Source organism: Saccharospirillum alexandrii, from assembly GCF_043641555.1.
Lineage (GTDB): Bacteria > Pseudomonadota > Gammaproteobacteria > Pseudomonadales > Natronospirillaceae > Saccharospirillum > Saccharospirillum alexandrii_A.
In genome coordinates this window covers 1-25248 of record NZ_JBHZRJ010000002.1, presented here as the reverse complement: position 1 = coordinate 25248, position 25248 = coordinate 1, and the positions used below count along the sequence as shown (strand labels likewise).

Here is a 25248-nt window from a genome sequence, read left to right as displayed (position 1 = left end):
TGAACAATAAAAGACGTAAAACAATAACTGACGCAACACAATAAATGACGTAATACAGTAGAAGACGCAGAACATGAACTGACGTCATTTAGTGTCCTACGTCTTTCAATGTTCCGCGTCTTTCAGTGTTTTGCGTCTATTAATGTCCTCCGTTTTTTCAAGCCTCAAACGTAGAATGCAAATTAAAGTAAGCCCCGCGTTTGGCCAGCAACTCATCGTGGGTACCACTCTCAATCACCCGCCCTTCTTCCAGCACATGAATCAAATCGGCATTCATCACGGTGCTTAACCGATGCGCAATCACCAGGGTGGTTTTGCGCTTGGCGAGGTCTTCCAGGGTTTCCTGTATGAGTTTTTCAGTGCGGGTATCGAGCGCCGAAGTGGCTTCGTCGAGCAGCAGAATGGGCGCATCGCGCAGTAACGCCCGGGCAATGGCCACGCGCTGGCGCTGACCGCCTGAAAGGTTCGTACCGCGCGGGCCGGCCAGCGTATCCAGCCCCGCTTCCAACTGACGGGTGTATTCATCCACCAACGCCTCTCTGGCGGCCTTGTCGACGCTGTCCATATCGGCATCCAACTTACCCAGCAGAATGTTCTGCTTGATACTTTCATCAAACAAGGCTGAATCCTGACTGACCACCGCAAACAACTGCCGCAGTTCAATCAGATCCAACTGGTTAATTGGCACATCGCCCAGCCGAATGGTGCCCGATTGCGGGTCCACCAGCCGGGTTAACAAGTTAAACAGAGTCGTTTTACCCGCGCCCGAGGCGCCCACCAGGGCCGTCATTTTCCCGGCCGGGGCGATTAAACTCAGGTCGTGCAGCACCGATTTATCGGCATAGCCAAAGTTCAGGTGGTCCATCACGATGTCCAGCTCGCCCACATTCGCGGGCACCGGCACCGGGTTTGGTGGTGTGACGATGTTGGGTTTCAGATCGAGCACGCTGAAAATACGTTCAAGGCTGGCACTGGCCGCCTGAAAGGCACCGCTGATGTTGCTGAGCCGGCGCAACGGGTCAAAAATCAGTGCCATGGCGGTGAAAAAACTCATGAACTGGCCAATGGTTTTTTCACCTTCAATAATCTGGTGCCCGCCATAAATAACCACCGCCACAAACCCAAAACCCGCCACCAGGTCGATCATCGCCGGCATGGCGGCCTTGCCGATTTCAGAGCGGCGCTGAAACTTGAAAAACCGCTCGGTCTCTTTCTTGAACCGGCCGTCTTCATGGGCTTCCAGGTTATTCTGTTTAATCGCATTTATGCCGTGAAAAATTTCATCCAAGCGCATCGACAACAACGACGACACTTCCCGCGAGCTGCGCGTGGTTTTTAGAATCAACCGGCGCAGCAAGGCAATGGGAAACGACAGCAGCGGCAAACCAAAGAGCGCAAACAGCGTCCAGCGCCAGTCGACCAACATGGCTACGGTTAACAGCGCAATCAGCGAAATGGAATCCCGCCCGAGGTTAATCAGCGCTGTGCTGGCAAAGCTTTTCAGCGCCTGGGTATCGCCCCGAACCCGCTCAATCAGCGCACCGGGTGAGTGGGTGCCAAAAAAACCGGAGTCGAGCCGAACCAGATGGCTGAGCATGTCTTTTTGCATGCCGGTCACTACGCGCAGGCCAACCGTCACCGTGATAACGCGCTGGCCAAAACCACCGAGTGCCCTTGCGGTGAACACAATAAAAATCGCCAGGGCGATCCACACCACCTGGTCGGCATTGCCCTGCACGAACACCTGGTCGAACATCGGCTGCACCAGATAGCTGAGCAAACCCAGTGCACTGCCTTCTATCACCACCAGCACGGCGGCGACCAGCAAAACGCCGGTGTGGCTGCGCAAATAGGTGCGCCACAAGCGTTTTACCAATTCCAGGCGGGGCGTATCCTGGTGTTTTTCCAAATCAAATTCATTCACGCCGAAGCACCTTGTTACTCACACCGTCATTCACGTCTTAGCACCTTATCGACCAGCCAACTGGTGAAGCCCGTTGGCTTGAAATGCCGTTCCAGTTGCACCGGGTCGTACACCTCGTTAACCCACTGCTGAAAAGCCATGGGGGTCTGCGCACAATAGCGCTCATAGTCGCAGAAGAACTCATACAACAGGCCGGTTTTTGCGCCTTTAAAATGTAAATAGCGCCAGGATAGCTGGGCTTTGGCGTCTTCAACCGTGCCCTGCCCGGTCACCAGCAGGTAAACCCCGGCGGCAAAACCGGAGCGGTCCGCGCCCGATTTACAGTGAAACAAAACCGGCTTTTCGATGCCTTGCATCAGCTCTATCAGTTCGTTCACACGTGCTGGGCGCGGGGCGCCCCGCGATGACATGCGAAAAGAAATAAGCGTTACACCCGCTTTTTCAGCCGCTTCAATTTCAAACAGCGACGCGCCAATGTTCCCCAACCCACGCAAACTGACAATGGTACGAATACCCCGCTGTGCCAACCGGTGCACCTGCCCGGCAGTGGGCTGGTTACCGCGCCAGGCATCGGCCGTAAATGGCTCGGGCCGGTTCCAGAGCGGCCGCAACAGACCGTGGTCGATCACCATAGCATCCAACCAGGCCGCCAGCCGCACCAGCGGCCGATCAAAATGTGCTTCCCAGTAACGCCGCCACTGTTTCAGCCGGTTTTGTATGCTTGATTCAGCCATTCCGGTCGCCCTGCAAACGCTGGCGCATTTTCTCCACAAAGGCGCGTTTGCGACGCCGGTTTACCCAACTGATAAGGCTTTGGGTGGGAATCCAGGTGCGCTCGCCGAGCCCGTCGATCAATACGAAGCGCTCATCGGGCTCGCCGGCGTTTTTCAGCACGATGTTCTCCTGGTTCAAGTCACCAATCATCAGGCGGGTATCGAGCAAGGCTTGCAGCAACCGGTCTAACCGGGTGTGTCGCTCGGGCGTCATGGCACCTTGCCGGCGCAGCCGCAACACCGAGGGCGCCAGGTTGCCGTCGGCATCCCGCGCTGCCGAAACCAGCAGGCCGAGGCCGATATCGGTATCAACCACGCCCAACACCGGCTCTATATACGGCTGAATCTCCGGGTAACAAGGCCCGTTTGGCCCCTGATAGCGGGATTCTACAAATTGCTTCAGCTCGCGCAGAATGCCCGTGCTGTACAGAAAATGATCTTTTCGGCGCTCGAACCAGCCCTTCAGGCCGGTTGGTGGTGTGGCCCCAAACCGGCGCATGTGAACCTTAATGAGCAGGCCTGGCGAATCCGGATGTTCATACACCCAGCGGGTTTTGCTGTTTAGCAATGGCTCACGCCCGGCCAATGCAATGGGGCCTAGCTTCATGCAGATACTCCAGCCGGGCCAGTTCGGAAAATAGCGTCGGGATTACCCATTCGCTGATCCAGCCAATTAAAAAAGTCTGTCCGCAAGGTGTCATCCATGGTTTCGAGGCTTTGAAAACAGGCATACAGAATGGACGGATTCGACTCGATGTTCGACAACAACGTCGACAACCGGGGCTGTTGGTAATCACCGGGTTTAAAGCGCAGCGTTTTAAAACGATTGTTCACCCTAGCCAGGCCTTGCTTGAGCGCCAGATGGTTAACCAGTGCATCCGCTAAAAACTGCGATTCATCCCGCAGCGGAAACTTTATATTGTGCGCCAGTTGCTGCGGGTGCTTCGCCATATAATCAGCCATAACCGACTTGAGCAAAGGGTGTGGCTTGTGCGGTGTTTTGAAATACCGAAACCGAAAGCCTGCCAACCGCGCTGCATAAGCTTGCGCCAGGTGGTTACCGGGCCTTTTATCCGGCTTGTTGGAAGCCAGACCCGTCAGCCCGCGCAAAACCACACCAGGGCGTTGCGGCATCCACTGCCCGCTGAGAACGGCTTTGCCATCCTGAAAAAAACAATCCGGTTTCACTGGCCTCACCAGCATGAAGTCGTCGTTTAAATACACATACCGCTCCGCCAGGCCGGGCACATTCCAGTGCATCGACATAATGGAGCGGTTATTAAAGGTAGGTAACGCATGCTCATACCCTTTGAACAGCTGAGTATGGTCTACCACCACGACTTTATCGGCCCAGCCCGACTGTTCCAGCAGGGGCATAAAATCTGGTGCCTGGGCATCGGCAAGAATATGTATCCGCCTCAGCCAGGGGGCATACTTCAGCAAAGAGGCAATGCAATACGCAAACTCACCGGTTTCCCGGTACCGGTTGGCACTGGCGATTTTGGGCCGATGCCCAATCGATTCCAGATAGGCATTGAGTTTCGCGCGGTGGGCCGGGTCTTCCCCGTTTACCCAGGTGACGAGCGCATCGATCGGCTCCCGGGCCGAATCATTCACGACGAAGCACCTTATCGACCAGCCAGTTGCTTTTCCGATCGCTGTTGAAGGCATGGATCATCGCGGTGCGGTCGTACTCGTGATGAAGCCAGGTGGTAAAGTCGGCGTTGTGGTCTTTTTCGGCTTGCTCAAAGGTCTCCACAAACCGGTCCATCATCCCCGTGGCGGCGCTTTTAATATGCAGGAAGCGCAGAGACAGCTGCTTCTTTGCCTGCGCCGCGGGAACACCGGTGTGTATCAGATACAAGGCCGAAACCAGCCCCGCACGGTCTGCGCCCGACTTGCAATGCAACAACAGCGGCTTGGGCGCCTCGTTAAACAGCGCCTGCAATTGTTCGACTTGTTCAACCGTGGGCGGGCGCCTTGAACTGAGTTTGAGACTGACCAGGTTAAGACCGATTTGCCCGGCCGTGTACTGCTCCAGATGAAAGGCGCCACTGCGGCCTTCGCCGCGCAGGTTAAGCACCGTTTTGAAGCCACGGCGGGCGAGTGACTTTAACCGCAGTGGGGTTGGCTGGTTAGAGCGCCAAACCCCTGGGGCAATTTCAACCGGCCGGTTCACCGGCGCACGCAGCAAGCCAAGGTCTAAAACCCACAGATCAAACCAGGCAGCCAGGCGCGCTGAAGGCCGATGCATCCGACCCGGCCATAGCCCGCGCCAGCGCGATATCAGTGAGGGTTTACCTGTTTTCTGAACGGGCATTACAGGGTGGGTATCCGGTTAAATTCAAACGGGCGTATGGTACTCAAACCCGCCTGCCATTCCCACCTTTGATTTTTGCCTGAACCGGGCTTCTCGGTTATGCTACGCGGCCGCTTTTGACCCGCTTTGTGGCCCGAGAACGCATGACGCACCCCCCACGTTACACGCCTTTGACCAACCTGCCCCTGCCTGGCTTTGAAGGCGAGATACTGGAACGCTACGCGACCGAAACCGGCACCCACTGGCTGGCCGGGCTGCAAACCGAACTGCAAAGCAACGATTCCGACCTGCTCTACCGCCAGCGCAACCGCGTATACCGACTCGACGACCCGCTGGATTCAGCCGTTTCCGTCTGCATTAAAGCCTTCAAACAGCCCGATGCCCTGCGTTCCATCATTTACCGGCGCACTGGCAGCAAAGCACAACGTGCCCATGCCTACAGCGCCCACCTGTATGCCCGGGGGGCAGACGTGGCTGAACCCATAGGCTATATGGAACGCTGGGAAGGCAACCGACTGGTTGAGAGCTACCTGATCACCCGCTACATCGCCCATTCGACCGACCTGTACTCGGAAATGACCTACCTGCTGCGCGAACGCCCCTACGCGGAAGACTTCATCTCCCTGCTGCGCTTCACGGCCAATGCCATTCGCACCATGCACGACAGCGGTTTTTTGCACGGTGACCTGGGGCCGCAGAACATTCTGATGCAGCGTAAAGGCCCGGCCGACTGGGCAAACCCGGCCTTTATTGACCTGAACCGGGGCAAACTGACCCCGAACCCAACGCTGCGCCAGCGCGCCCGGGATATGGAACGCATGAAGATCCCGTCTCACTTCCGGCACATCTTCTTCCATCTGTATTTTGAAGATAACGGTATACCGGCCGAATTCCAGCGCTGGGCAAACCGTTACCACAACCGTTTTCTACTGCATCAACGCAGCCGTAAATGGCGCCACCCGGTGCGCACCCTAAAGCGCTGGCTAAAAACCGCCCCGCAGGAGCAACGCCTGGCGGTCTCCACCGGCCAGCCCTCACCGCGCAACAGTTGGCTGTGGGATGCAAAATCCGGCCAGCCCTCGGTGATGCTGCAGGTGAAAGACCGCAAGCGCGAACGCAGCAAGGCCGACCTGTGGCCTATGGCAACCAGCGTTCTGAAGGCCGCCTGGCCGGTTTACCGCCGCTATCAGGCGCTGCGCAAAACGGCCTATCAAACCCCGGTGGCTATGAACCAGCGGCTGGGCGTGTGCGTGGAGATAGACGAACACGTCGAACGCCAGCTGGAACTACTGGCACAAACGCCAGGCTTGCCAGTCTTCGTGCGGCTGTACTACCACTTAAGCCAACCACAGCGCGACGACCTCAAGCCAGGCGCCAGCCCCTGGCTCACCCAGGCCAGCGAAACGATACGCCGCCTGCACGAAGCCGGCCACGAAGTCTCCATCGGGCTGGTTCAATCCCGCGAGGCGGTGCTGCAACCGGAGCGCTGGCAAGCCTTCATGGCCGACGCGCTGTCCCTGGTGCACCCTTATATTCATTGCGTGGAAATCGGCCACGCCGTCAACCGGGTGAAATGGGGTTTCTGGAACCTGGAAGAGATGAACCGCCTGTGGCAAGGCACCGCCGAACTGAAAGCCTGTTACCCGAACCTGGTTTTTCTGGGCCCGGCCGTGAATGACTTTGAATTCCAGTACTACCCGCCCCTGCTGGAAGCCGCCGGCACTTCGGTAGATGCGCTTTCCAACCACTTGTACGTAGACCGACGCGGCGCCCCAGAAAACGAGCAAAATGGCTTTTCCACACTCGAGAAATGCCTGCTCGCCAAAGCCATGGCTGGCCACTACCAAAAACAGGGCTTCTACATCACCGAAGTGAACTGGCCGCTTCAGGGCACGGGCGAATACTCCCCCCTGGCTGGTGCCTACCAGCCCAAAGGAAAGCGCGAAAGCGCCTTGCATGTGAGCGAAGCCGACAGCGCCGCCTACATGGTGCGCTACGCCCTCATCGCCCTGTGCTCTGGCACCACAGAGCGCATTTGGTGGTGGCGGTTGGCACACCCGGGTTTCGGCTTGATAGACACCTTAAACGGCTGGCGCGAGCGCCCCGGCTGGCCAGCCCTGGTGCACTTTCACCGCATGATGGTAAATGAGACCTTTCAGGTCCGGGAAGAAAAAGACGGCGTTATCTGGTGGCACTTCGAGCAATTCAGCCTGGTGTACTCTCTAACTCAGGGTCAGATCACCCTAAGCGATGACATAATTCGGGCCACCGACCTGAGCGGCCAGCCAAAGCCTGAACAGCCGGGAGACACCCTGACAATAGACGGCAACCCCCTTTATCTGCATAAAAAGAGTTGGCATAAAAAGGGTTTGCATAAAGAAAGCCTGCATAAACAGCACCCGCACAAGGACCGAACCGAATGAAACCGCGCAAACACCTCTCGGCCTTCTGGCGCATGCTCACGTTGCGACTGTGCAACGTAGAAAAGGCCACACCACGGCTGGTCAAAAAACGCTTGCCGGTGATTGCCAACCTAACCACCATTGAACCCCGCCTCAGCTTCGTTCACGTTGCGATCAACAGCATGTTGCTGCAAGAAGAAGCCCCTGAACGGGTAATTCTGTGGCTAGACGAACGGCTACAAGGGAAAATACCGGCCAAGCTAACCCGGCTAACCCAACAAGCCCCGTTTGAAATCCGCTTTCGAAAAGACGTTGGCCCGCACACCAAGCTGGTACACGCCCTGGCCGACTTTCCAGACCGCCAGCTGTTCACCGGCGACGACGACATGATGTACCACCCAACTACCCTCGCCCGGCTATACCAGGACCACCAGACCCACCCAGCCGACATTATCAGCCACGCCTGCCGACGCATTCGCCGTAACGACGAAGGCACTTTACTGCCTTACAAACAATGGCGTTACGAGAAACCCGGCGAACATCATCCGGATACCTTGCTACTCGGCTTCGGCGGCGTGCTCTACCCGCCCGGCGCGCTGCCGCAAGCCGCAACCGACGAAGCGCTGTTCAAACAATTGGCCCCCAAAGCCGACGATCTCTGGTTCAAAGCAATCAGCGCCCACCAGGGCACTACCGTACGCCGCGCCAGCCAACCACTGAAACCCCAGAAAATCCCGTTTTCCCAGAAAGTGGCACTGCGCAAAGCCAACGTAGGGCAAGACACCAACCGCCAGCAATGGCAGGCGCTGTCGGAGCATTTCAAGCTAGAGATTTAACCAGCCCTCTACACCAGTCCAACACACGGCGCTGCACACTACCATCCTCTCTCCACCCCCGGGGGAGAGAGCTAGAGAGAGGGGGCGGCGCAGCGGTTACATATAATTGTCGCCGGCTACTCATCCTTCCCGCACCGACCCTCGCACCCACCCCCAAACCCCCGTTATAATCCCCAGCCAGCCAACACGCCCGGGTTACCATGCAAAAGCTTCTATTCTTCGTTGAACAGCCTTATTCCTTCCCCATTCTGAGGCCGCTGGAAGCCGCTGCGAAAGCCCGTGGCATTGAAGTACGCTGGTTTTTATACGACCTGCCTGCATCTTACCTGACACCCGAAGAACACCGCCTGCCAGATACCGCCGCCGTGAACGACTACAACCCCGATGCCGTGATCTGCCCCGGCAACTGGGTGCCCTACTTCTGGCCCGGCCACAAAATTCAGGTGTTCCACGGTTTTGGTATCGACAAAAAAGGCCATTTCAACATTCGCGGCTTTTTCGACCTGTATTGCACCCACGGCCCGCTAACCACCAGCCGTTTCAAAGCCGCCGAGCCAAAGTATGGGTATTTTAGAAGTGTGGAAACCGGCTGGCCAAAAATGGACCCCTACGCCGCCGCGGTAGATACGCGCACGGCCATCACAGCGCCGCCCAGAGTGCTCTATGCGCCCACTTTCAGCCCATCGCTCACCTCTACCTACGCATTGCTGGAGCCGCTTAGAGAGCTAACAAAAGCCGGCAACGCCGACATAACCGTGAAATTCCACCCGATGATGGCCGAAGAACAGGTAACTACCTACAAAGCCGCCCAGAACGACCATTTCAGAGTGGTAGAGAACACCGACCTGCTGCCCGCCCTGCAACAGGCCGACATTGTGCTTTCCGATACCTCATCAGTCGTGGCCGAAAGCCTGTGCATCGGCAAACCGGTGATCACCCTGAACACCCTGCACCCCGGACCCTATGTGCTGAACATCACTGAACCCGGCGAGCTGGCTAACGCCATACACACTTGCACAGAACACTACTCGGAACGAAAAGACGCCGGCAAAGCCTACGCCGACCAGATGCACCCCTACCAGGACGGGAAATCATCCGACCGGGTATTGGATGCCATTGATAACCATCTGAAAGAAGGCCACAAAGGGCTGAAAAAGCTGCCCTTCAACTGGCTGAGAAAGCGCAAAGTGGCGAAGAAGATGAGGAAATATGAAGGGACGTAGGACATGAAGGGACGCAAAACATGGAACGACGCGACACATGAAGGGACGCCAAACACCGTTCTAACCCAAGCTTACGTCCCTCCGTATTTCACGTCCTTTAGTGTGTTACGTCTTTTAATGTCCTACGTCTTTTAATGTCCTACGTCTTTTAGTGTCTTGCGTCAGTTATTGTCCTGCGTCACCTATTGTGTCGCGTCAGTCCCCCGCCCTGGGGCGGACAACGGTGTTTTCCATATCGCAGTGCCACTCCTTCTGCGGCACCTTCCAATTACCAAATTTGGCTTCCAGATACCCTTCGTAATCGACCGGTACCTTCACTTGCCGCCCTTCCCAGGGCACGGTTTCAAAGCCTTCATAGTGGTGTGCGGAAACGCGCATGACGTTGCTGGCGGCTATCCAGTAGGCATGGCCTTCATGAATGTATTTCACGAACAGATCCAGCGTATTCGGGCCTGCCAGCACCTTCAGAAAGCGGTCTTTTACCTTTACCAGCCGAACATCCTGCTTTTTGGCAAACGCCTCATTCTGGCTAAACGACCGTTCAGAAAGCCGCCACCCAAGCGCTTTCAAGGCTTCCAGCGCTGGCTGAAGCCTGGGTACATCGGCACTCATAATGGAAAGATCGGTGTCTTTATCCCAGGGAAGAAGGTCCCCATCCCGGACGATGCCCAGCAGCGTGCCCCCCTCCAGATGGTAGGCGATGCCATGACTATCCAACACATCGATGGTATCTAACAATTGGCGGCGCTGAACCGAACCACTGGACGAGGGCTTAAACAAACGCATTGGGTTCCTATCGGGCAAAACTGAGTAACCCCATAATAACCCGTCACACCCCTGCCCAGCCACCATGCAAGTGGCATTCGTCATACTTCTTACATGCTTTTGCAACAGTCTGCTTGTAGACTACCCCGGTCAGGTTGCGCACCAGCTGGAACCCGGTTAGTGTTCAGCCCCACAACCAGCAAGGCCTAACACTGGCCGAGACCTGGTGAACGAGACCTAATGAGCTGCACCTGCTGAAATAGTAAACGACCCATTACAACGAGCCGCTATGAACCCGACTGAGAAGCCCAACAAACGCGTCATCACCTTTGGTACCTTCGATGTATTCCACATCGGCCACGTAAATATTCTGGAGCGCGCCAAAGAGCTGGGTAACCACCTGACGGTTGGGGTTTCATCCGATGCGCTGAACTTTAATAAAAAAGGCCGTTACCCGGTTTACCGGCAAGAGCACCGGGTTCACATTCTGAACAGCCTGCACTGTGTAGACGAGGTGTTCATTGAAGAATCCCTGGAGCTGAAAGGCGAATACCTCAGCCGCTACAAAGCCGACATTCTGGTAATGGGCGACGACTGGGCGGGCAAATTCGACCACTTCAAAGACCAGTGCGAGGTTATCTATTTCCCGCGCACCAAAGACGTTTCAACCACCGACATTATTCAGATGATCCAAAGCCGAATTGACTGACAAACACCGCTTAAATGGCGGTGTTTCGCAAACCTTCACCCAAGTAAGTAAGCCGCCAAACCAGCTTTCCGCTTCAGCTTCCTTCCTTGCTCCCCGCTTCAGCTTCTACTTTAGGAGCTGCAGCACCTTCACCTTCCACAATATGCTTAAATATAAAGGTAGCCGCCCCCAGCAACACCATATTGAACAGAAAAATGGGGGTTCCAATAAACAACGAAGAGTAAAAGACACCACAAACAGCATAGAAAATTAGCGCGAAAACAGTGAACACATAAATATCCAGCGGCAACACGCCATCTTTCCAAGCTAAGTGCATTCGCTTGAAAAACCAGACGAAAAAGGCTGTGAACAACGCCAACCCGGCTAGACCGTAAGAAATGGTCAGCTCCAAATATGTATTGTGAATGGTTCGAAACAACCTGCGACCGCTGGGAGCGTTAAAATAATTCTGGGCTTCATCATGCATCATTCGCCCGGCGCGATACCCCCAGCCAAAGAGAGGGCGATCTAGCGTCCACTGCGCGGCATCTACCCAGAATATTAGCCGCAAGCCCGCACTGCTGCGTGGAATATTTTCCACATCACCTTGTAATGCAGGCATGATTTTTTGTATTTCGTTTTGGGTTTTAGCCACGGTTCGATCAAAGGTGGCGGAATTGAACAAAGCCACCAGCCCCACCGCAAATACGACCAACAGTGATAAAATCACTCTCTTTTTAGGTAATCGCTTCGTACCAGATAAACCATAGAATATGGCCAAACTAACAACCGCTAAAGCCATAACAACAGCAATACCCAAATAAACTGCCCGGGTTTGAGTGGTAAAGGTTAAAAACCCAATATAACCTAACAAACAGAACCACAAACAAGCCCGTACGTATGAAAATGCAGGTTTGAATACCACTCTCTTGCCAAATGCAAACACAGCAATTAACAACGTTCCGTAAACAATGCCGATGGCAATGGGGCTATCCCCATAGGTAGCCCTACGGCCGGCCCACGCACCAACGAATTCCTGCCATCCATCCCCAGCTACCCAGGGCATGATTAAGGCAGAAACCGACGCAACACCCCACACCCAAAACAGATTCTTTTGGCTACCTGCCAGCATAAATGCAGGGATAATAAACAGGAACTTTGTGATCAAATCATCTAGATTCGGGGCACTGCGGGCCATTTCTGGGTGCTCAAGTTTCATAAGCACCCAAGTAACCAGCGGCACCAATACCGATGCCAAAAGCACCCACGCAATAAACGACCGACGAAGCGGTGTTTTACAAGAGAGAAAAATAGCCAGCCCGGTAATATACATAACACCGGCTAGTGTTTGTATTTCACTGTGATACAGCAGCTCAAAAAACGAGGTGATAAAAATTAACAACACCATCGCCAGATACAAAAAAACCGGCAGCTTTACAAAAGATACAGGCTCCCACAGGCTGGTTAACCAATCGGACTTAACGGGGTACTTATACAAACATGAACTCCTAAAGTACCAAACAGAGCAACAAGCCCCAAAAAATGACCACAAGCCGAGGTTCTCCAGAAACCCGGCCCAATGTAACGATAGAACAGCGGTGATACTAATATGGTGATGAGTGGCAACCAAGCTCCCATACAGCTAAGAGTGGCACTACATTGTTAAAGAATTGTTGCCAGTGTCGTACAACAGCCACTAATGGAAAGGTTGTTTCTCGACACCAGGCCCAGGCGCCTTTTCTGCCACCCCACTCAATAAATCCACCATCGGAGAACTGGGCTTAAAACCCGCCACGGCTTTTTCAAGAATGCCCCTGGCCACCAATGCATCTTGGCCTTGCTCAGCCGCAAATAAAGACTCCAGATAGGCATTGAGAGTTGCTTCTGGCAACAATTCTTCATTGGCACGCATGATTTTCGGGTGATCAGTACCCGAAACGGCTTCACCGATGAGCAGTTCTTCATACAGCTTTTCACCGGGGCGCAGGCCAGAGAATTCGATTTCGATGTCCCCTTCCGGGTGCTCTTCCGATTTAACATCGTACCCACTGAGCTCGATCATCCTGCGGGCCAGGTCGACAATTTTAACGGGCTTGCCCATATCCAACACGAACACATCCCCACCCTGCCCCATGGCACCGGCTTGCACCACCAGGGAGGCGGCTTCGGGAATAGTCATAAAGAAGCGGGTAATATCCGGGTGGGTAACCGTAACCGGGCCTCCTCGGAGTATTTGCTCCCTAAACAACGGCACAACCGATCCGGAAGACCCAAGTACATTGCCAAACCGAACCATCGAAAATACAGTATCTGACTCAACTGCCAGGTTTTGCACTACAAGTTCTGCCAGGCGCTTGGTAGCCCCCATCACATTCGTTGGCCGAACCGCTTTATCGGTAGACACCAGTACAAAGTGCCCCGCACCAGCCCGTTTGGCGGCCTCGGCCACTACTTTAGTACCCATAACATTATTGCGAATGCCTTCAAACACATTGTGCTCGACAAGTGGCACGTGTTTATAGGCCGCCGCATGGTAGACAGTGTTTACCTTATAACGTTCAAACACCTCCTTAATACGATGGGCATTGCAGACCGAACCCAACAAGGGGACCAACTGAACACCATGGAAAAGGACATGCTCATTACGCTTCAGTTCATGTTCGATTTGATATAAGCCAAACTCACTTTGTTCAAACAACACCAGAGTTGTGGGACCAGCTTTTACGACCTGCCGGCACAACTCTGACCCAATAGACCCTCCAGCACCGGTTACCAACACCACTTTTTCATGGATGCAGGCATTGAATAAGGCGACATTGGCAGGCACCGGATCCCGCCCCAGTAGATCCTCGGGTTCAACTTCTTGTAACTGGTCTACACTGGCTTTACCGGACACTATATCCGGCATAGATGGGGTTGTTTGCACATGCACGGAATAGGGTTCTAACTGGTCCAATATGGCCTTACGCTGTTTTTTAGTGGCGTTGGGTACCGCCAACAGCACACGCTTGACTCCAAACTGACTGATTAGAGTTTCTAGCTCGTTCGGGTTATAGACAACCATGCCTTGCACTGTGTGCTTCCACAACGCAGGGTTACTATCCAAAAAAGCGACGGGAATAAACTCCCTCCCTTTTTGTAAAGCGGATGCCAATTGGGCACCAGCACTGCCCGCGCCAAATATAGCCACGGGTTCTTTATTTGTATAATGCCGCGAAAGCCACTGGTAAAAAGACCGTACCAGAATTCGGCTACCGCCGACCAAGGTGAACAACACAAGGCCAAAGATAATAGGAATAGACCGGGGAAAGCCGGTAAAGCGGGCAACAAAAGCTACTGACCACAAAATAAGTGCCAGAAGAACCGAGCCTTTAACAATGGCTAAAAAAGCCTGCCCACCCATAAAGCGGACAATGGCACGGTAAAGTCCAAGTCGCGCGAACACGAAGATACCAATTGGAATAATGAGTGGAAACAACCACCAAAACCGATCGATGTAAAATTGCGGCCACCACTGACCAAGGCGAAGCGCCCATGCAGCCCAGAGAGCAAATGGGATCATCACTACATCCGCAGCGACCATGATCCATTTCTTGTGTGAGCGGCGTAAACTTACCATTCGCCTTTGTAGCTTTCTTCTCATTCAGCGCGCCTTATAATCCCTACTATTTACACAATTAATTGATTTAACCAAGTACCGTGATGACTTACCTATATTGCGCACTCTGAGGCGACATTAGAGATCACCTGACAGGTTAGTTCAATTTCTTGTTGTGTCAGTGTTGGGTGCACTAGAAACATAAGGCTTGTATCACCCAACTCTCTAGCGACTGACAACCGTTCTTTTGGCTTGAATCCCGTGTTATCAAAAGCCTTTTCCAAGTAGACCTCAGAACATGAACCTGAGAAACAAGGTACTCCCCGGCCATTTATCTCACTCATAATGCGATCACGATCCCAGCCATGCTTGAGTTCACCAGAGTCTACAAAGACATAACACTTGTAAGCAGCATGTTGAATGAATTGAGGAACTTCTGGCACACGAAAAATGGGAAATTGCCTACAAACATCCCATATTGTTTTAGCATTATTCAAGCGCTTTTCAGACCAATCCTTCATTCTTTGTAATTGGATTCGACCAATAGCACCTTGCATTTCTATCATCCGCCAGTTAGTGCCGAAAGACTCATGCACCCACCTAAAGCCAGGCGGATGCTTTCTCTCATAAACAGCTTCCCAGCTCTTACCATGATCTTTATAGGACCACATAGAATTCCACAAAGTCCTGTCATTAGTGGTTACCATACCCCCCTCACCGCCAGTGGTCATGATTTTATCTTGGCAAAATGACCAGCAACCTATATGACCTATAGAGCCGACTGAGCGACCTTTGTACTTAGCACCATGTGCTTGGGCGCAATCCTCTATCAAAAAAAAGTTGTACTCATCAGCCAGCGCAACAAAACCGTCCATTTCACAAGGCCAGCCAGCCAAATGAACACAAATGACGGCTTTAGTCCGGGGCGAGACTACTCGTCTGACTGTCTCAGGTGTAATGTTTTGTGAATCTGGGTCAATATCCGCAAACACAGGAACTCCACCTGCGGTAACAATACTTGAAACTGATGCTAAAAACGTACGAGGAGTGACAACTACCTCATCCCCTGGTTTAATACCAATAATTTTAAGGGCAAGGTCTAGAGCCACTGTACCATTGGCTAAGGCAATAGCGTATTTAGAGCCAGAAAAATCAGCAAATTCATGCTCGAACTCGCGACACTCCTGGCCCGTCCAGTAATTCACCTTATTTGAAAGAAGTACATCTCGTGCTGCATTGGCTTCTTCTTCGGAAAAAGAAGGCCAACTAGAAAAAGGTCCGTTAAGCATAATCACTCTGTACTTGTATATTAAAGATATTTAAATGATAGGGAGTCATTAATCACCTATATATTGGCCAGGAGACTAAAGAACTTTAACAGCCTTTGCTGAAACAGTCTTTGCTGGTACTCCTGCCACTGTAACACCAGTTGGAACATCCCTGGTTACTACAGAACCCATGCCAACAATAGCCCCCTCACCAACTTCAATCAATTGCCGAACAGCAGCGCTAGCACCGATCCAAGCTAATTCTCCCACTCTAACACCGCCCGCTAACATAGCATTAGGACTGATATGTGCATAATCCCCCACAACACAGTCATGTTCAATAACAGCACCAGTGTTAACAATTACTCCAGATCCCAATTTAGCAGAGGCGTTAACCACGGCATTGGCTAAGATAACACTACCTACTTCAATTGAAGCATACCTACTAACTACTGCTGATGGATGGACAATAGTAACGATATTTCCCCCTGCCTCCGACAGCTTTGCTAGCTTTAGCGCTCGAATACGGTTATTCCCAATAGCAACCGCCACAGCGTCAAACACTGAAAGCCTCTCAATCAAGACTTTAGTATCGCCCTCTATAGACCATGGCCCATTAACTTCAACACTGGGCCAAGCATCATCAAAAAAAATAGGTTTCTGCCACCCAGATAGCTCTGCTGCATCTGCAATCACCCTACCGTGCCCACTTGCCCCAAGAATGGCCAGTTGTTTCAATCTTTGTTACCAGTAAATTTGGACATTGTTACCTCGCCATCGCCACTAATACCGTCCCGAATCAATACTTTTTTCACTGTTAAACAAAGAATTTTTAGATCCAACCAAAACGAACGATTTTCCACATACCATGCGTCTAGCTTAAACTTATCTTCCCACGAGATTGCATTTCGACCATTCACTTGCGCCCATCCAGTTATTCCTGGCCGAACATCATGACGACGAAACTGCTCAGCAGAATAAAGTGGAAGATACTCCATTAACAAAGGCCGAGGACCAACTAAGCTCATTTCGCCCTTGAGTACATTCCAGAGCTCGGGTAATTCATCCAGACTACTGGAGCGGAGGAACTGTCCAAAAGGCGTCATCCGATCAGAGTCTGGCAAAGGATTACCTTTCGAGTCATACCCATCAAGCATAGTACGGAACTTGAACATTTGGAAAGGCTTACCATCCATACCGGGACGAGTCTGGCGAAAGAAAACTGGAGAACCAAGTTTTCGCTTTACCTGCCATGACAAAAATAGAATTATCGGAGATAGAAATACCAACCCAATACTTGCAATTAGAAAATCGAATAATCGCTTTAACATATCAATCAGCTGAGACCTTGAGAACTAACAATAAACATTAATAATAATAGTTTCCGGGGGCTATTGTTTCTGCTTTCTCTGGAAATCCCTTAACTGCAGCGTGTAGAACAGCAATTAGTTGTGCTGCCAAATCGTCTCTAGCAAAGCACTCTTCAGCCAATTGTCTAGCAGAAGCACCAGCATTATCTAACCATCCATTATCATTCAGCCTACTATTCAGCTCAATCGCGACCTCCGAAACTGGCTTTTGCCACACAGCCAACCCACAATTTTTTGATTTGACAAGGTCATGCATCCACCCCCCATAATTAAGCATAACTGGCGTACCTGATGCTAATGCATCAAAAAATTTATTGGCTGAATTTGATCTCATCTCGGGTAAGTCTACAAACAAAGCTGATGCCATGTTCGCTGCACTTAACAATGCAGGAATATCCCGCTTAGGGAGCTGGCTTTCTACAAACAAATTAAAACCTAACACGCCAGCTTTTTCCGCATCTGATATGACTTTTGTACGCTCCACACCATCTCCAACAAGTAAAATTCGGATATCAGAGTTAATAGCCTTAAGCTCGCTGGCCAAACTAACCATGTAACCAACACCGTTTATTGCTCCGAAAGTACCGGTATACACTAAAAGAGGCTTTTCTCCCAGCCACACCCGTTTTTCACGAAATTGTGAAGCTGCAACTGGGTCGTGTTTAAACTCTGCATTGTCACTGCTATTAGGTATAACAGCTACCTTCTTTGCTGGATAATCAGTGCGAATGACTCCTTCTTTCATTCCTGGTGATAAAGCAACCACAGCATCAGCATTGTGATAAGCCCAATGCTCTAGCCTATGCGCAGCAAAACGAATTAATGGATTTTTAAGAGCGCCAACAGCAATAGGCATCTCAGGCCAAAGATCCCTAACCTCAAAAACCATTGGAATTTTTTTCTTCCTTGCTGAAAGTACTGCGGGAAGGGCTATTGTCAAGGGTGTGCTCGTAGCAAAGATGACGTCTCCTTCCAACTCCTGTGCTTTCACTTTTGCAGCGAATGCAAATGCGAAAAACGCCCTTATCCTTTGCTTGTAACTTAAATTGTTAGAGTATGGTACAGGATACCAATGAACATGCACTCCTGCCTCATTAGTTTTAAACCAACTGGAAAACTTTGCATCTTTTTCTCGATAACTTGTAACCATATGAACTTCATGGCCTGCACTTACCATCCTACGAGCCATTTCATAGGATCTTGTACCGCCGGCCATATCTGGAGTATTAAAATATTGATGTAAGTATATTATTTTCATTAACTTCAAGTACCTAAGAGATTTAAATTTCTTATAAACTGTGCTGAAGTCATTCTTTGCTTAATAACACCCATAACTCGAAGGGTTCAACACGCTTGAAATCGAACAGAATTTTTCTTATGGTAAAAACAACCTAAACTATTCTATTCCAAACAACAAAGTCTTAGTAAACATATAGCCATACCCCATCCTACGCACAAAGATAATTTTCTTTGCCCAAAATGCAAAAATATATAGAGGAGCAACCCAACCAAAAATACGTTTAAACATCTCTCTCTTGGCTATGATTTTTTTTGAGCTAGAATAAAAATCTAAGCCCGAGGTTTCTTCAGGATGAGTTCCAACAGTCAGTGGAAAGTATCTTACTTTTAAACCATGCTTCATGCAATCAGTTAAGAATATATACTCCTCTCCTGACGGATATTCAGCTCCCAACCCGAATCTCTCATCGAATTTAATATCTTGCTTTTTTATATCATTATGGCTAATACAAATATCAATAGAAGAAACTTTCGCGGCCGTCAAAAAATTATGATCATATGGTGAGCTCTTATATTTCTTAGGGAATAGACCACTTTCACGAATATGCCTGCATGTTGCAATTTGAACATTTTCTAGTTTCATTAATTCTATAATATGTAGCATCTTATCAACATCAAAAACTACATCGTCGTCCATCACGTATAAATAAGGAGTGTTACAATTTTGAATTGATATATTCCTGCTAAGTGATAAGCCCCTAGCTGACGTTGGAATGTAAGTTACATCTTCACGATCTTCGACAAATGGATTCGAATATGTTCCACCTGAGAATTGGTGGACCACAATATAACTAATATCTTCATGATAAGAAGGAAGACGTATATCCTCATACCGCCTGTCGATTGTGGAAATTGCAATTGTTAACATAATCTTTTCTACTCTTTATCAGAAAAAGTTCAAAATAAACATAATAAAACCAAAAATACAGACTAAATGGAGAGTTCCTAATGAAGTCATTCCCCATCGACATAATTATATAGAAGCAGACAAAAGATATTATGAATACGTAGAGAGCCCTTTCATATTTTTTAAAAGTCAGCCCCACGATAAAGAACCTGAAAAGTACAATTAGGAACAACAAAAGTCCTACCACGCCATATTGATAAGCAATTGTTAAAAAACCGTTTTCGATTGGCATTGCAGAAGTCGACTGGTAAATTGAAGAGTCTGGCGAAGATGCACCAATCCCCCTACCCCAAAAATATTGTAAAAAACTTAAACTTGAGAAAGCTGTAATCCAATTTACAACGCGGGCATTTTCAAGATAAGTTCTTGCTTCAAAAATATTTCCAAAGCGCGTTACAATCAATTCAATGTCTACGAACTCTAGGACCAACACAGATAAAATTGCAATTGAAATAAAACCAAAAAGCATAGTAATATAGCTAGCCCTTAAAGCATAAGTAAGAATAAAGATCACAACAAATGCAATTAAACTTAAACGACTTAAAGAGCCTACAACCATGATCAATGCCACTAGTACTACAAACATGTATAGCAATACATTTAGTGCACTTTTATTATAGAAATAACTTGCCACCAAGAACAACATGCACATATAAGCACCAAAATTGATTGGATTAGCAAATATGGAAGTTAACCTATACCCAATAGCCAGTGATATATTTCCTATATCTTCAAGTGGCATGCCATAGAGTAACTCGAGAATAGACACATCAACATACTGCCAAATAGCGAATAATACCGCGATAGATCCATTAACAAACACTGACACCATAACAGTGTTAGTATAGGGCAATATTGAAAAATCGTATGGGTTACCACTAACTATTAAAAGCAATAGAAACGATATGATTACGAAAAGTAACTCATGACGAAATCCCTCGATTATCAGAATAATTTCAGTATCACCTAGAACGTGCATTAGCACATATGTTAGGTAGAAAAACAACAAAACTAAACCGTAGTTTAAAATAACCTTGTTCAATGACAATGCCACTTTCACTAAGAGCAGCATCAATAAAGATAGAATTAATAAATATCGACTACCGGAAATTACATTTTTATTACCAAATAAATATGCTAACTGAGTAGAAATAACCCCCCATGCAGGAAAAATAAAAAGCATCAAGTTTAGGTGCCACCTAATCAGCATCCTCAAAGTCAAGGTAGCAACCCCTTATAGAGCTCATAATATCTATTAGATATTATTTCTAGAGAAAATTGTTTTTTTGCTTGAAAGTATAGAGCTTTACTCGCAATAATATCATCTATATCACTTATTGAAACTGAGGCACTTAAAGAACTCAACGTAAGTTGATCATACTCATTTTCTTCTAAAATATTTTGCATTACCCCTCCCACCCCTGTAGTTACTGGAGCACAGTTGTTAGCCATTGCTTCTAACACAACATTAGGCATACCTTCATATTTTGAAAAAAATAGTAGCGCTTTAGACTTAGACAAATAAGATACAACATCTTGCTCGTCAACATTACCTGTAAAAATAACTTTTTCTTCTGCGCGACAATCTATTACCAAGCTACGACATTTCTCATAATATTGACTTTGAGACTCTTTAAGTCCACTAGTGGGCCCAATAATATAAAGGATTGAATTTGGAAGCTTTGAATAATTATTTAGATAGTAAACAATACTCTCATATGTTTGTTTTCTGTCGCACACTAAGCCAACAAAGCAAAATGAATTTTCTTTTTGCAAGGAAGCTCTTTCAGGCAAACGCACCGCATTAGGAATAACCTCAATTTTCTTTACATCGATATGCTTTGAGTTTATTTCTGCGATAGGATTGGTCTGACAAACATTCACGTCCACTTTGCTCAACAAAAAGAGAATTAAACGCTTGCATTTCCTTTTGTTCAAAAGGCTATCGAAGTCATCAGAATCTAACAACGTTGTCTTTAAAATGATCTTCTTTCGTAAAACGGTACCAATAAAAATTCCATGCTCAAAAAAACCATGCAAATGAAGAATTTTAACTTTTTTCCTTGCAATAAAATATAAAATAACAAATAAACTCAACACCCTGCTTTTAGGTAAATTTACTATCTCTACAAGGTTACTGATTTTTTCTACTGACAAACCAACTCTTTCATGGTTGAAAATCACTATTGGCAACCCAACATTTTTCGCTAAAAGAAGTGCCTGTCGCGCAGCCCCGCTGTATCTATTCAAATTGTATACGAAGTACGCTATCAAACTTCCCCTCCTACGCAATATATTACATCATTTAAATAGTGAGCATATCTAAATAAGGTCATTTTTTTCAAGAATATTAGCTGGTAAACTTAGCCCAAAAATTAGCCACGAATAATGACTTTGATTTTCTATTTTAGTCAAGTACTGTCAATTTATCTTAAAAGACTTTACTGTACTAGTGAACGTTAAAAATTCAGTCGTAATTAACTACCAAGGGAAAACTTGCATTAAAAAAATATGAAGTAGTTTAAAACAATCCTTAACCTTACGTCATTAAATGCGATATTGAGCTAAATGGCTAAATGGCTAAATGGCTAAATGGCTAAATAAAGTTAACACAACTTAACTAGACATTTTAATATACTTATTTTCATTTAACCATATTGAAATAATGTACAATCTATACAGTAATTGGCCAGCCAACCTGGAATACTTGTGATTCTTATGCATAACTTTTTTTAACCTTATAACGACAGTGAAAATTTCCACTTGGTTCCAAGTTTTACATCTTTCGATCTCACTAACAACAGAGTCCCAATTCGCTAATAGTAGTGACTTAGTATCATACTCATATCCCATTTTGCCAATGATATCAGAATCTAGGTCAATTCTGTCTTTAAGAATCTTCCTTAGTACAAGCTTATTCTTATTGCTACCAACATCAAATAGATATCTATTTGATATGCTTGATACATACATAGCAACTTTCTCATTGGCGAAGGGCAATATAAGATTTGATGATACACTGTCTGCAAAATTTCTTACTTTTCTTATATGCACCTCGGATGCAACTATTTGAGTTAATATACTTGTCTTGAGATCAATTAAATTCAAGTCTTTTCTCTGACTACTAACTCCTACCCAGTAGGGATTAACATCTATTGATTCCCTCATTATTTTTTTGGAATCTGAGTAACTAAACCCACTAGTTCCGAACCATTCACACCTGGTTTTAGTTAGTGGAAATAACAGACTTTCTGACTTAATGCTTCTCCTTAAACAATTCGAATGAAGTATATGATCAGTTATAAATACATTTCTCCGCTCCCTTTTAGTTGGAGGTGTCATCATATAACTATCGTTTCCACCACCATCTATTACATTAGCTCCAGCCAACGTAGGAAGTTGTTGCAGATAAAGCGGGTATGCCAGGGTCACACTATCTGTACTTGGGAATGGAGAGTTCTTAAAAAAATCTTTAATCGCAGATCTATGAACAGGCCTAAGATTATCAACTTCGTTTAATACTTTGTGCTTAAATCCTAGCTTTTTAGCGATCTGTTTACTTATCTCGCTTTCATCTGCTAGTCCTTTTGACTTGTGGCTTACTAGTGTTATTCTGCTCTGTAAACCTGCCTCAGCTATCGCCAGTGCTATGGTATTGCTATCTTTACCTGCGCTATGGAATAGATATGTAGGTTTTTTGCTATCTATTCTAGCCATAGCCGCATTTGAAACCAACTCTAGCAATCTATTTTCGTCGGGTTTTTTGTCTTCATAATTGACGTTTGAAGAGCTGAAAGGAAATGAACTCTTGAACTCTAAATTAACAATTCCATTTCTGGTAGACAGTTCAACTTCATCATTCATTCCTAGTACATAAACACTTTTATAAATCGTGTTGGGTGGTGGGATAACTCCACTTTGAAGAAGGAATGAAATACCTTTATTAGTTATCTCTAGCGGCTTAGATACTTTTTCATGATTCAGCAGCTCATTAATTGACTTTGAATAAAGCACCTCATCCATACTATTTGGAACATACAGATATATTGGAAACTCGCCTGCAATATCAGCTTTAATTAGTATACTTGGCTGATTCAACCTATATATTTCAATCATTATTTAACACTTCGACGTGGACTTTTAAGTAAAACAAATAATACAACAATGCAATCATCAACCTTGCGCCTAACACTGTAAATATAGCCCCCCATATGCCAATAACGGGGATAATTAGATTGGCTAAGACAAAAAAGATGAGCGAGATATAAAGAGATATTCTCATTGCGGTCTTTTCATGATTAGCAATCATTAGAAAATTGTTACCAAAACATAACCCGCAAAAGACAAAAAATACACTTATTGACAGCCAACGTATATAAGTAGCTATTTCTGGATATTCAGGCCCAAATAGAGTCAATGTGATGAAATCAGAGAACACGGCGACTAGAATGAACAACACGAAACCGAGGACTAAAATTATTTTTTGAAATATTAAATGATTTGCCAAGCTCCTTGAAAGATATGGTAAAAACGCATTAGATACTATATACCCAATTGATACCACCGCATTCACTAGCTTATTTGCAGCAGAATATAATCCTACAGCAGTATTACCTGCATATATACCGAGCAAAAATGTTGTTGAGTTATTATACAAATTTGGAGCTAACTGACTAATGAATACATCTCGGCCATCAACAAGAATACGCTGTACACTTTGGAAATTTGGCAAGCAAAAACCTATATTGAACCTCACTTTAATCAGTGTCACTGCAAAAACAAAAGTAATAAATGATGATATTAACTGTAACAGGGGCACATATATATAGTCACTTTCTTGTCTTATAAACAGCAGCAATGTTATTAAATAGAGAATACTTGTCCCCAAACTCAACAAGGTTATATATCTCATTTTTTCCATTCCCTGAAAGAACCATACTGGAAATATATTTTGAAAGATCACAAACCCTAGCGTAAAAAAATATAACAGAGCATATTCATAAAATCTATCAATCATTAACACAAGGGCTATAAATATCACTGAACTAAGCAAAGCCAAAACAAGTGACGCAGTTAGTGTTTGAGAGTATATTTGCGTAACTAGAAGCTTATCATTTCTATTGCGAGCGATTTCCCTAGTAGCCGTAATACTAAAACCGTATTGAATTATTGCACTAAAATACAACCCGAATGACAGAGCAAAATTGACTAGCCCATACTTTTCTATTCCAATAATTCTAACTAAATATGGAAATGTAATGATAGGAACTATAAATTGGAATCCACGTAAAACTATAAGTGAAAAAAAACTCTCGATCACATTTCGACTGTTTTTGTTTTTAAAAAGCGACTTAACTTTTACCAACAATCTAAGATACTCTCTTTCATTTCAATAGTGACTCTTTAAAATCCTCTATAGTGATTTCTCACAACTCCTTACTAAAGCCATTTCCCAATTCTGTCTTTAATTCTTCAATATATCTTAGTAACTTCTCTTTTTCACGCTCTTTACTTTGCAATAGTGTAACTGTAGTTGATGATTTTTCTTCAACTCCTTTAGATGTTAGCTTATAGCTATATGGTTTACTTTCACTTTTTGACTCCATCTTTTTGACAATAACTAAACCTTTTTCTAAGAGTGCTTTGATACAATAATTCACTTTCCCCAAGCTCAAGTCGAGTTCCTTGGCAATTTGGCGTTGGGTCATTTCAGGGTTGCGTTCGAGGGTTCGGAGCAACTGGTATCTTAATTCATCAGAAAGCATTGTTTGACACGCTGGACGTTAAGAGACGTTGGCGAGCTGTGAGCTGTGAGCTGTGAGCTGTGAGCTGTGAGCTGTGAGCTGTGAGCTGTGAGCTGTGAGCTGTGAGCTGT

Annotated in this window: 22 protein-coding genes; 4 read left to right on the top strand and 18 right to left on the bottom strand. The window is 47.3% G+C overall.

Translation table 11 applies throughout. The features are described from left to right. Window positions 1-157: 157 nt before the first annotated feature. Genes ACHUE7_RS06000 through ACHUE7_RS05980 form a run of 5 tightly spaced genes read right to left on the bottom strand, consistent with a single transcriptional unit; the run spans window position 158 to window position 5017 of the window. A complete protein-coding gene (locus tag ACHUE7_RS06000; protein WP_394169187.1) occupies window positions 158-1924 on the bottom strand; it encodes an ABC transporter ATP-binding protein in 1767 nt (588 codons plus the stop codon). A 26-nt stretch (window positions 1925-1950) separates the two neighbouring features. After that, window positions 1951-2658, bottom strand: coding sequence for a fused DSP-PTPase phosphatase/NAD kinase-like protein (locus ACHUE7_RS05995; protein WP_394169186.1), 708 nt, complete (start codon window positions 2656-2658; stop codon window positions 1951-1953). Next, a complete protein-coding gene (locus tag ACHUE7_RS05990; protein WP_394169185.1) occupies window positions 2651-3304 on the bottom strand; it encodes a YrbL family protein in 654 nt (217 codons plus the stop codon). The genes ACHUE7_RS05995 and ACHUE7_RS05990 overlap by 8 nt, the downstream gene beginning before the upstream one ends. After that, complete coding sequence (locus ACHUE7_RS05985; protein ID WP_394169184.1) at window positions 3301-4314, bottom strand: Stealth CR1 domain-containing protein; 1014 nt, start codon at window positions 4312-4314, stop codon at window positions 3301-3303. The genes ACHUE7_RS05990 and ACHUE7_RS05985 overlap by 4 nt, the downstream gene beginning before the upstream one ends. Continuing rightward, window positions 4307-5017: a fused DSP-PTPase phosphatase/NAD kinase-like protein gene (locus tag ACHUE7_RS05980; protein ID WP_394169183.1), complete on the bottom strand. Its 711-nt coding sequence runs from the start codon at window positions 5015-5017 to the stop codon at window positions 4307-4309. The genes ACHUE7_RS05985 and ACHUE7_RS05980 overlap by 8 nt, the downstream gene beginning before the upstream one ends. A 143-nt stretch (window positions 5018-5160) precedes the next feature. On the opposite strand from ACHUE7_RS05980, the gene ACHUE7_RS05975 reads away from it, so the two are divergent. The 3 genes from ACHUE7_RS05975 (at window position 5161) to ACHUE7_RS05965 (ending at window position 9478) form a co-directional block, all read left to right on the top strand. Next, window positions 5161-7440, top strand: coding sequence for a lipopolysaccharide kinase InaA family protein (locus ACHUE7_RS05975; RefSeq protein WP_394169182.1), 2280 nt, complete (start codon window positions 5161-5163; stop codon window positions 7438-7440). Further along, the gene (locus tag ACHUE7_RS05970) at window positions 7437-8255 is read left to right on the top strand and encodes a hypothetical protein (protein ID WP_394169181.1); all 819 of its coding nucleotides are present in this window, start codon (window positions 7437-7439) and stop codon (window positions 8253-8255) included. Before ACHUE7_RS05975 ends, ACHUE7_RS05970 begins: the two co-directional genes overlap by 4 nt. Window positions 8256-8455: 200 nt before the next feature. Then, window positions 8456-9478: a CDP-glycerol glycerophosphotransferase family protein gene (locus tag ACHUE7_RS05965; RefSeq protein ID WP_394169180.1), complete on the top strand. Its 1023-nt coding sequence runs from the start codon at window positions 8456-8458 to the stop codon at window positions 9476-9478. A gap of 195 nt (window positions 9479-9673) precedes the next feature. On the opposite strand, the gene ACHUE7_RS05960 is transcribed toward ACHUE7_RS05965, so the two are convergent. Beyond that, on the bottom strand, window positions 9674-10264 hold the full coding sequence (locus ACHUE7_RS05960) for a LicD family protein (RefSeq protein WP_394169179.1): 591 nt from the start codon (window positions 10262-10264) through the stop codon (window positions 9674-9676). Window positions 10265-10532: 268 nt separating this feature from the next. On the opposite strand from ACHUE7_RS05960, the gene ACHUE7_RS05955 reads away from it, so the two are divergent. Further along, window positions 10533-10952, top strand: a complete 420-nt coding sequence (locus tag ACHUE7_RS05955; RefSeq protein WP_394169178.1) for an FAD synthase family protein — start codon at window positions 10533-10535, stop codon at window positions 10950-10952. Between the two features lie 73 nt (window positions 10953-11025). On the opposite strand, the gene ACHUE7_RS05950 is transcribed toward ACHUE7_RS05955, so the two are convergent. From ACHUE7_RS05950 to ACHUE7_RS05895, 12 genes are all read right to left on the bottom strand, one after another. Further along, the gene (locus ACHUE7_RS05950; protein ID WP_394169177.1) at window positions 11026-12429 is read right to left on the bottom strand and encodes an O-antigen ligase family protein; all 1404 of its coding nucleotides are present in this window, start codon (window positions 12427-12429) and stop codon (window positions 11026-11028) included. 198 nt (window positions 12430-12627) lie between these two features. Next, window positions 12628-14514, bottom strand: coding sequence for a polysaccharide biosynthesis protein (locus ACHUE7_RS05945; protein ID WP_394169176.1), 1887 nt, complete (start codon window positions 14512-14514; stop codon window positions 12628-12630). A gap of 128 nt (window positions 14515-14642) precedes the next feature. Continuing rightward, the gene (locus ACHUE7_RS05940; RefSeq protein WP_394169175.1) at window positions 14643-15818 is read right to left on the bottom strand and encodes a DegT/DnrJ/EryC1/StrS family aminotransferase; all 1176 of its coding nucleotides are present in this window, start codon (window positions 15816-15818) and stop codon (window positions 14643-14645) included. A 75-nt stretch (window positions 15819-15893) separates the two neighbouring features. Continuing rightward, window positions 15894-16535, bottom strand: a complete 642-nt coding sequence (locus tag ACHUE7_RS05935; protein ID WP_394169174.1) for an acetyltransferase — start codon at window positions 16533-16535, stop codon at window positions 15894-15896. Next, window positions 16532-17128, bottom strand: coding sequence for a sugar transferase (locus tag ACHUE7_RS05930; protein ID WP_394169173.1), 597 nt, complete (start codon window positions 17126-17128; stop codon window positions 16532-16534). The genes ACHUE7_RS05935 and ACHUE7_RS05930 overlap by 4 nt, the downstream gene beginning before the upstream one ends. Window positions 17129-17165: 37 nt before the next feature. Further along, window positions 17166-18425, bottom strand: a complete 1260-nt coding sequence (locus ACHUE7_RS05925; RefSeq protein WP_394169172.1) for a glycosyltransferase family 4 protein — start codon at window positions 18423-18425, stop codon at window positions 17166-17168. A 138-nt stretch (window positions 18426-18563) separates the two neighbouring features. Further along, entirely contained in the window at window positions 18564-19334 is a 771-nt protein-coding gene (locus ACHUE7_RS05920; RefSeq protein WP_394169171.1) for a glycosyltransferase, read from the bottom strand. Beyond that, window positions 19294-20556 carry an O-antigen ligase family protein gene (locus ACHUE7_RS05915; protein WP_394169880.1) on the bottom strand — a complete coding sequence of 421 codons (1263 nt, stop codon included), beginning with the start codon at window positions 20554-20556 and terminating at the stop codon, window positions 19294-19296. The genes ACHUE7_RS05920 and ACHUE7_RS05915 overlap by 41 nt, the downstream gene beginning before the upstream one ends. 35 nt (window positions 20557-20591) lie before the next feature. Next, complete coding sequence (locus ACHUE7_RS05910; protein ID WP_394169170.1) at window positions 20592-21647, bottom strand: glycosyltransferase family 4 protein; 1056 nt, start codon at window positions 21645-21647, stop codon at window positions 20592-20594. Window positions 21648-21989: 342 nt separating this feature from the next. Next, window positions 21990-23489, bottom strand: a complete 1500-nt coding sequence (locus ACHUE7_RS05905) for an asparagine synthetase B family protein (protein WP_394169169.1) — start codon at window positions 23487-23489, stop codon at window positions 21990-21992. Then, window positions 23482-24741, bottom strand: a complete 1260-nt coding sequence (locus ACHUE7_RS05900) for an oligosaccharide flippase family protein (RefSeq protein ID WP_394169168.1) — start codon at window positions 24739-24741, stop codon at window positions 23482-23484. The genes ACHUE7_RS05905 and ACHUE7_RS05900 overlap by 8 nt, the downstream gene beginning before the upstream one ends. 58 nt (window positions 24742-24799) lie before the next feature. Then, on the bottom strand, window positions 24800-25138 hold the full coding sequence (locus tag ACHUE7_RS05895; RefSeq protein WP_394169167.1) for a MarR family EPS-associated transcriptional regulator: 339 nt from the start codon (window positions 25136-25138) through the stop codon (window positions 24800-24802). Between the last annotated feature and the right edge of the window lie 110 nt (window positions 25139-25248).

What these genes read in the sequence shown, in the direction of transcription:
- ACHUE7_RS05995 (WP_394169186.1), bottom strand. Translation starts at nt 2,658, where the DNA reads ATGGCTGAATCAAGCATACAAAACCGGCTGAAACAGTGGCGGCGTTAC.
- ACHUE7_RS05945 (WP_394169176.1), bottom strand. Translation starts at nt 14,514, where the DNA reads ATGGTCGCTGCGGATGTAGTGATGATCCCATTTGCTCTCTGGGCTGCA.
- ACHUE7_RS05905 (WP_394169169.1), bottom strand. Translation starts at nt 23,489, where the DNA reads ATGATTGAAATATATAGGTTGAATCAGCCAAGTATACTAATTAAAGCT.
- ACHUE7_RS05895 (WP_394169167.1), bottom strand. Translation starts at nt 25,138, where the DNA reads ATGCTTTCTGATGAATTAAGATACCAGTTGCTCCGAACCCTCGAACGC.
- ACHUE7_RS05980 (WP_394169183.1), bottom strand. Translation starts at nt 5,017, where the DNA reads ATGCCCGTTCAGAAAACAGGTAAACCCTCACTGATATCGCGCTGGCGC.
- ACHUE7_RS05940 (WP_394169175.1), bottom strand. Translation starts at nt 15,818, where the DNA reads ATGCTTAACGGACCTTTTTCTAGTTGGCCTTCTTTTTCCGAAGAAGAA.
- ACHUE7_RS05970 (WP_394169181.1), top strand. Translation starts at nt 7,437, where the DNA reads ATGAAACCGCGCAAACACCTCTCGGCCTTCTGGCGCATGCTCACGTTG.
- ACHUE7_RS05915 (WP_394169880.1), bottom strand. Translation starts at nt 20,556, where the DNA reads ATGCTTTTTATTTTTCCTGCATGGGGGGTTATTTCTACTCAGTTAGCA.
- ACHUE7_RS05990 (WP_394169185.1), bottom strand. Translation starts at nt 3,304, where the DNA reads ATGAAGCTAGGCCCCATTGCATTGGCCGGGCGTGAGCCATTGCTAAAC.
- ACHUE7_RS05975 (WP_394169182.1), top strand. Translation starts at nt 5,161, where the DNA reads ATGACGCACCCCCCACGTTACACGCCTTTGACCAACCTGCCCCTGCCT.
- ACHUE7_RS05955 (WP_394169178.1), top strand. Translation starts at nt 10,533, where the DNA reads ATGAACCCGACTGAGAAGCCCAACAAACGCGTCATCACCTTTGGTACC.
- ACHUE7_RS05930 (WP_394169173.1), bottom strand. Translation starts at nt 17,128, where the DNA reads ATGTTAAAGCGATTATTCGATTTTCTAATTGCAAGTATTGGGTTGGTA.
- ACHUE7_RS05925 (WP_394169172.1), bottom strand. Translation starts at nt 18,425, where the DNA reads ATGAAAATAATATACTTACATCAATATTTTAATACTCCAGATATGGCC.
- ACHUE7_RS05960 (WP_394169179.1), bottom strand. Translation starts at nt 10,264, where the DNA reads ATGCGTTTGTTTAAGCCCTCGTCCAGTGGTTCGGTTCAGCGCCGCCAA.
- ACHUE7_RS05965 (WP_394169180.1), top strand. Translation starts at nt 8,456, where the DNA reads ATGCAAAAGCTTCTATTCTTCGTTGAACAGCCTTATTCCTTCCCCATT.
- ACHUE7_RS05920 (WP_394169171.1), bottom strand. Translation starts at nt 19,334, where the DNA reads ATGTTAACAATTGCAATTTCCACAATCGACAGGCGGTATGAGGATATA.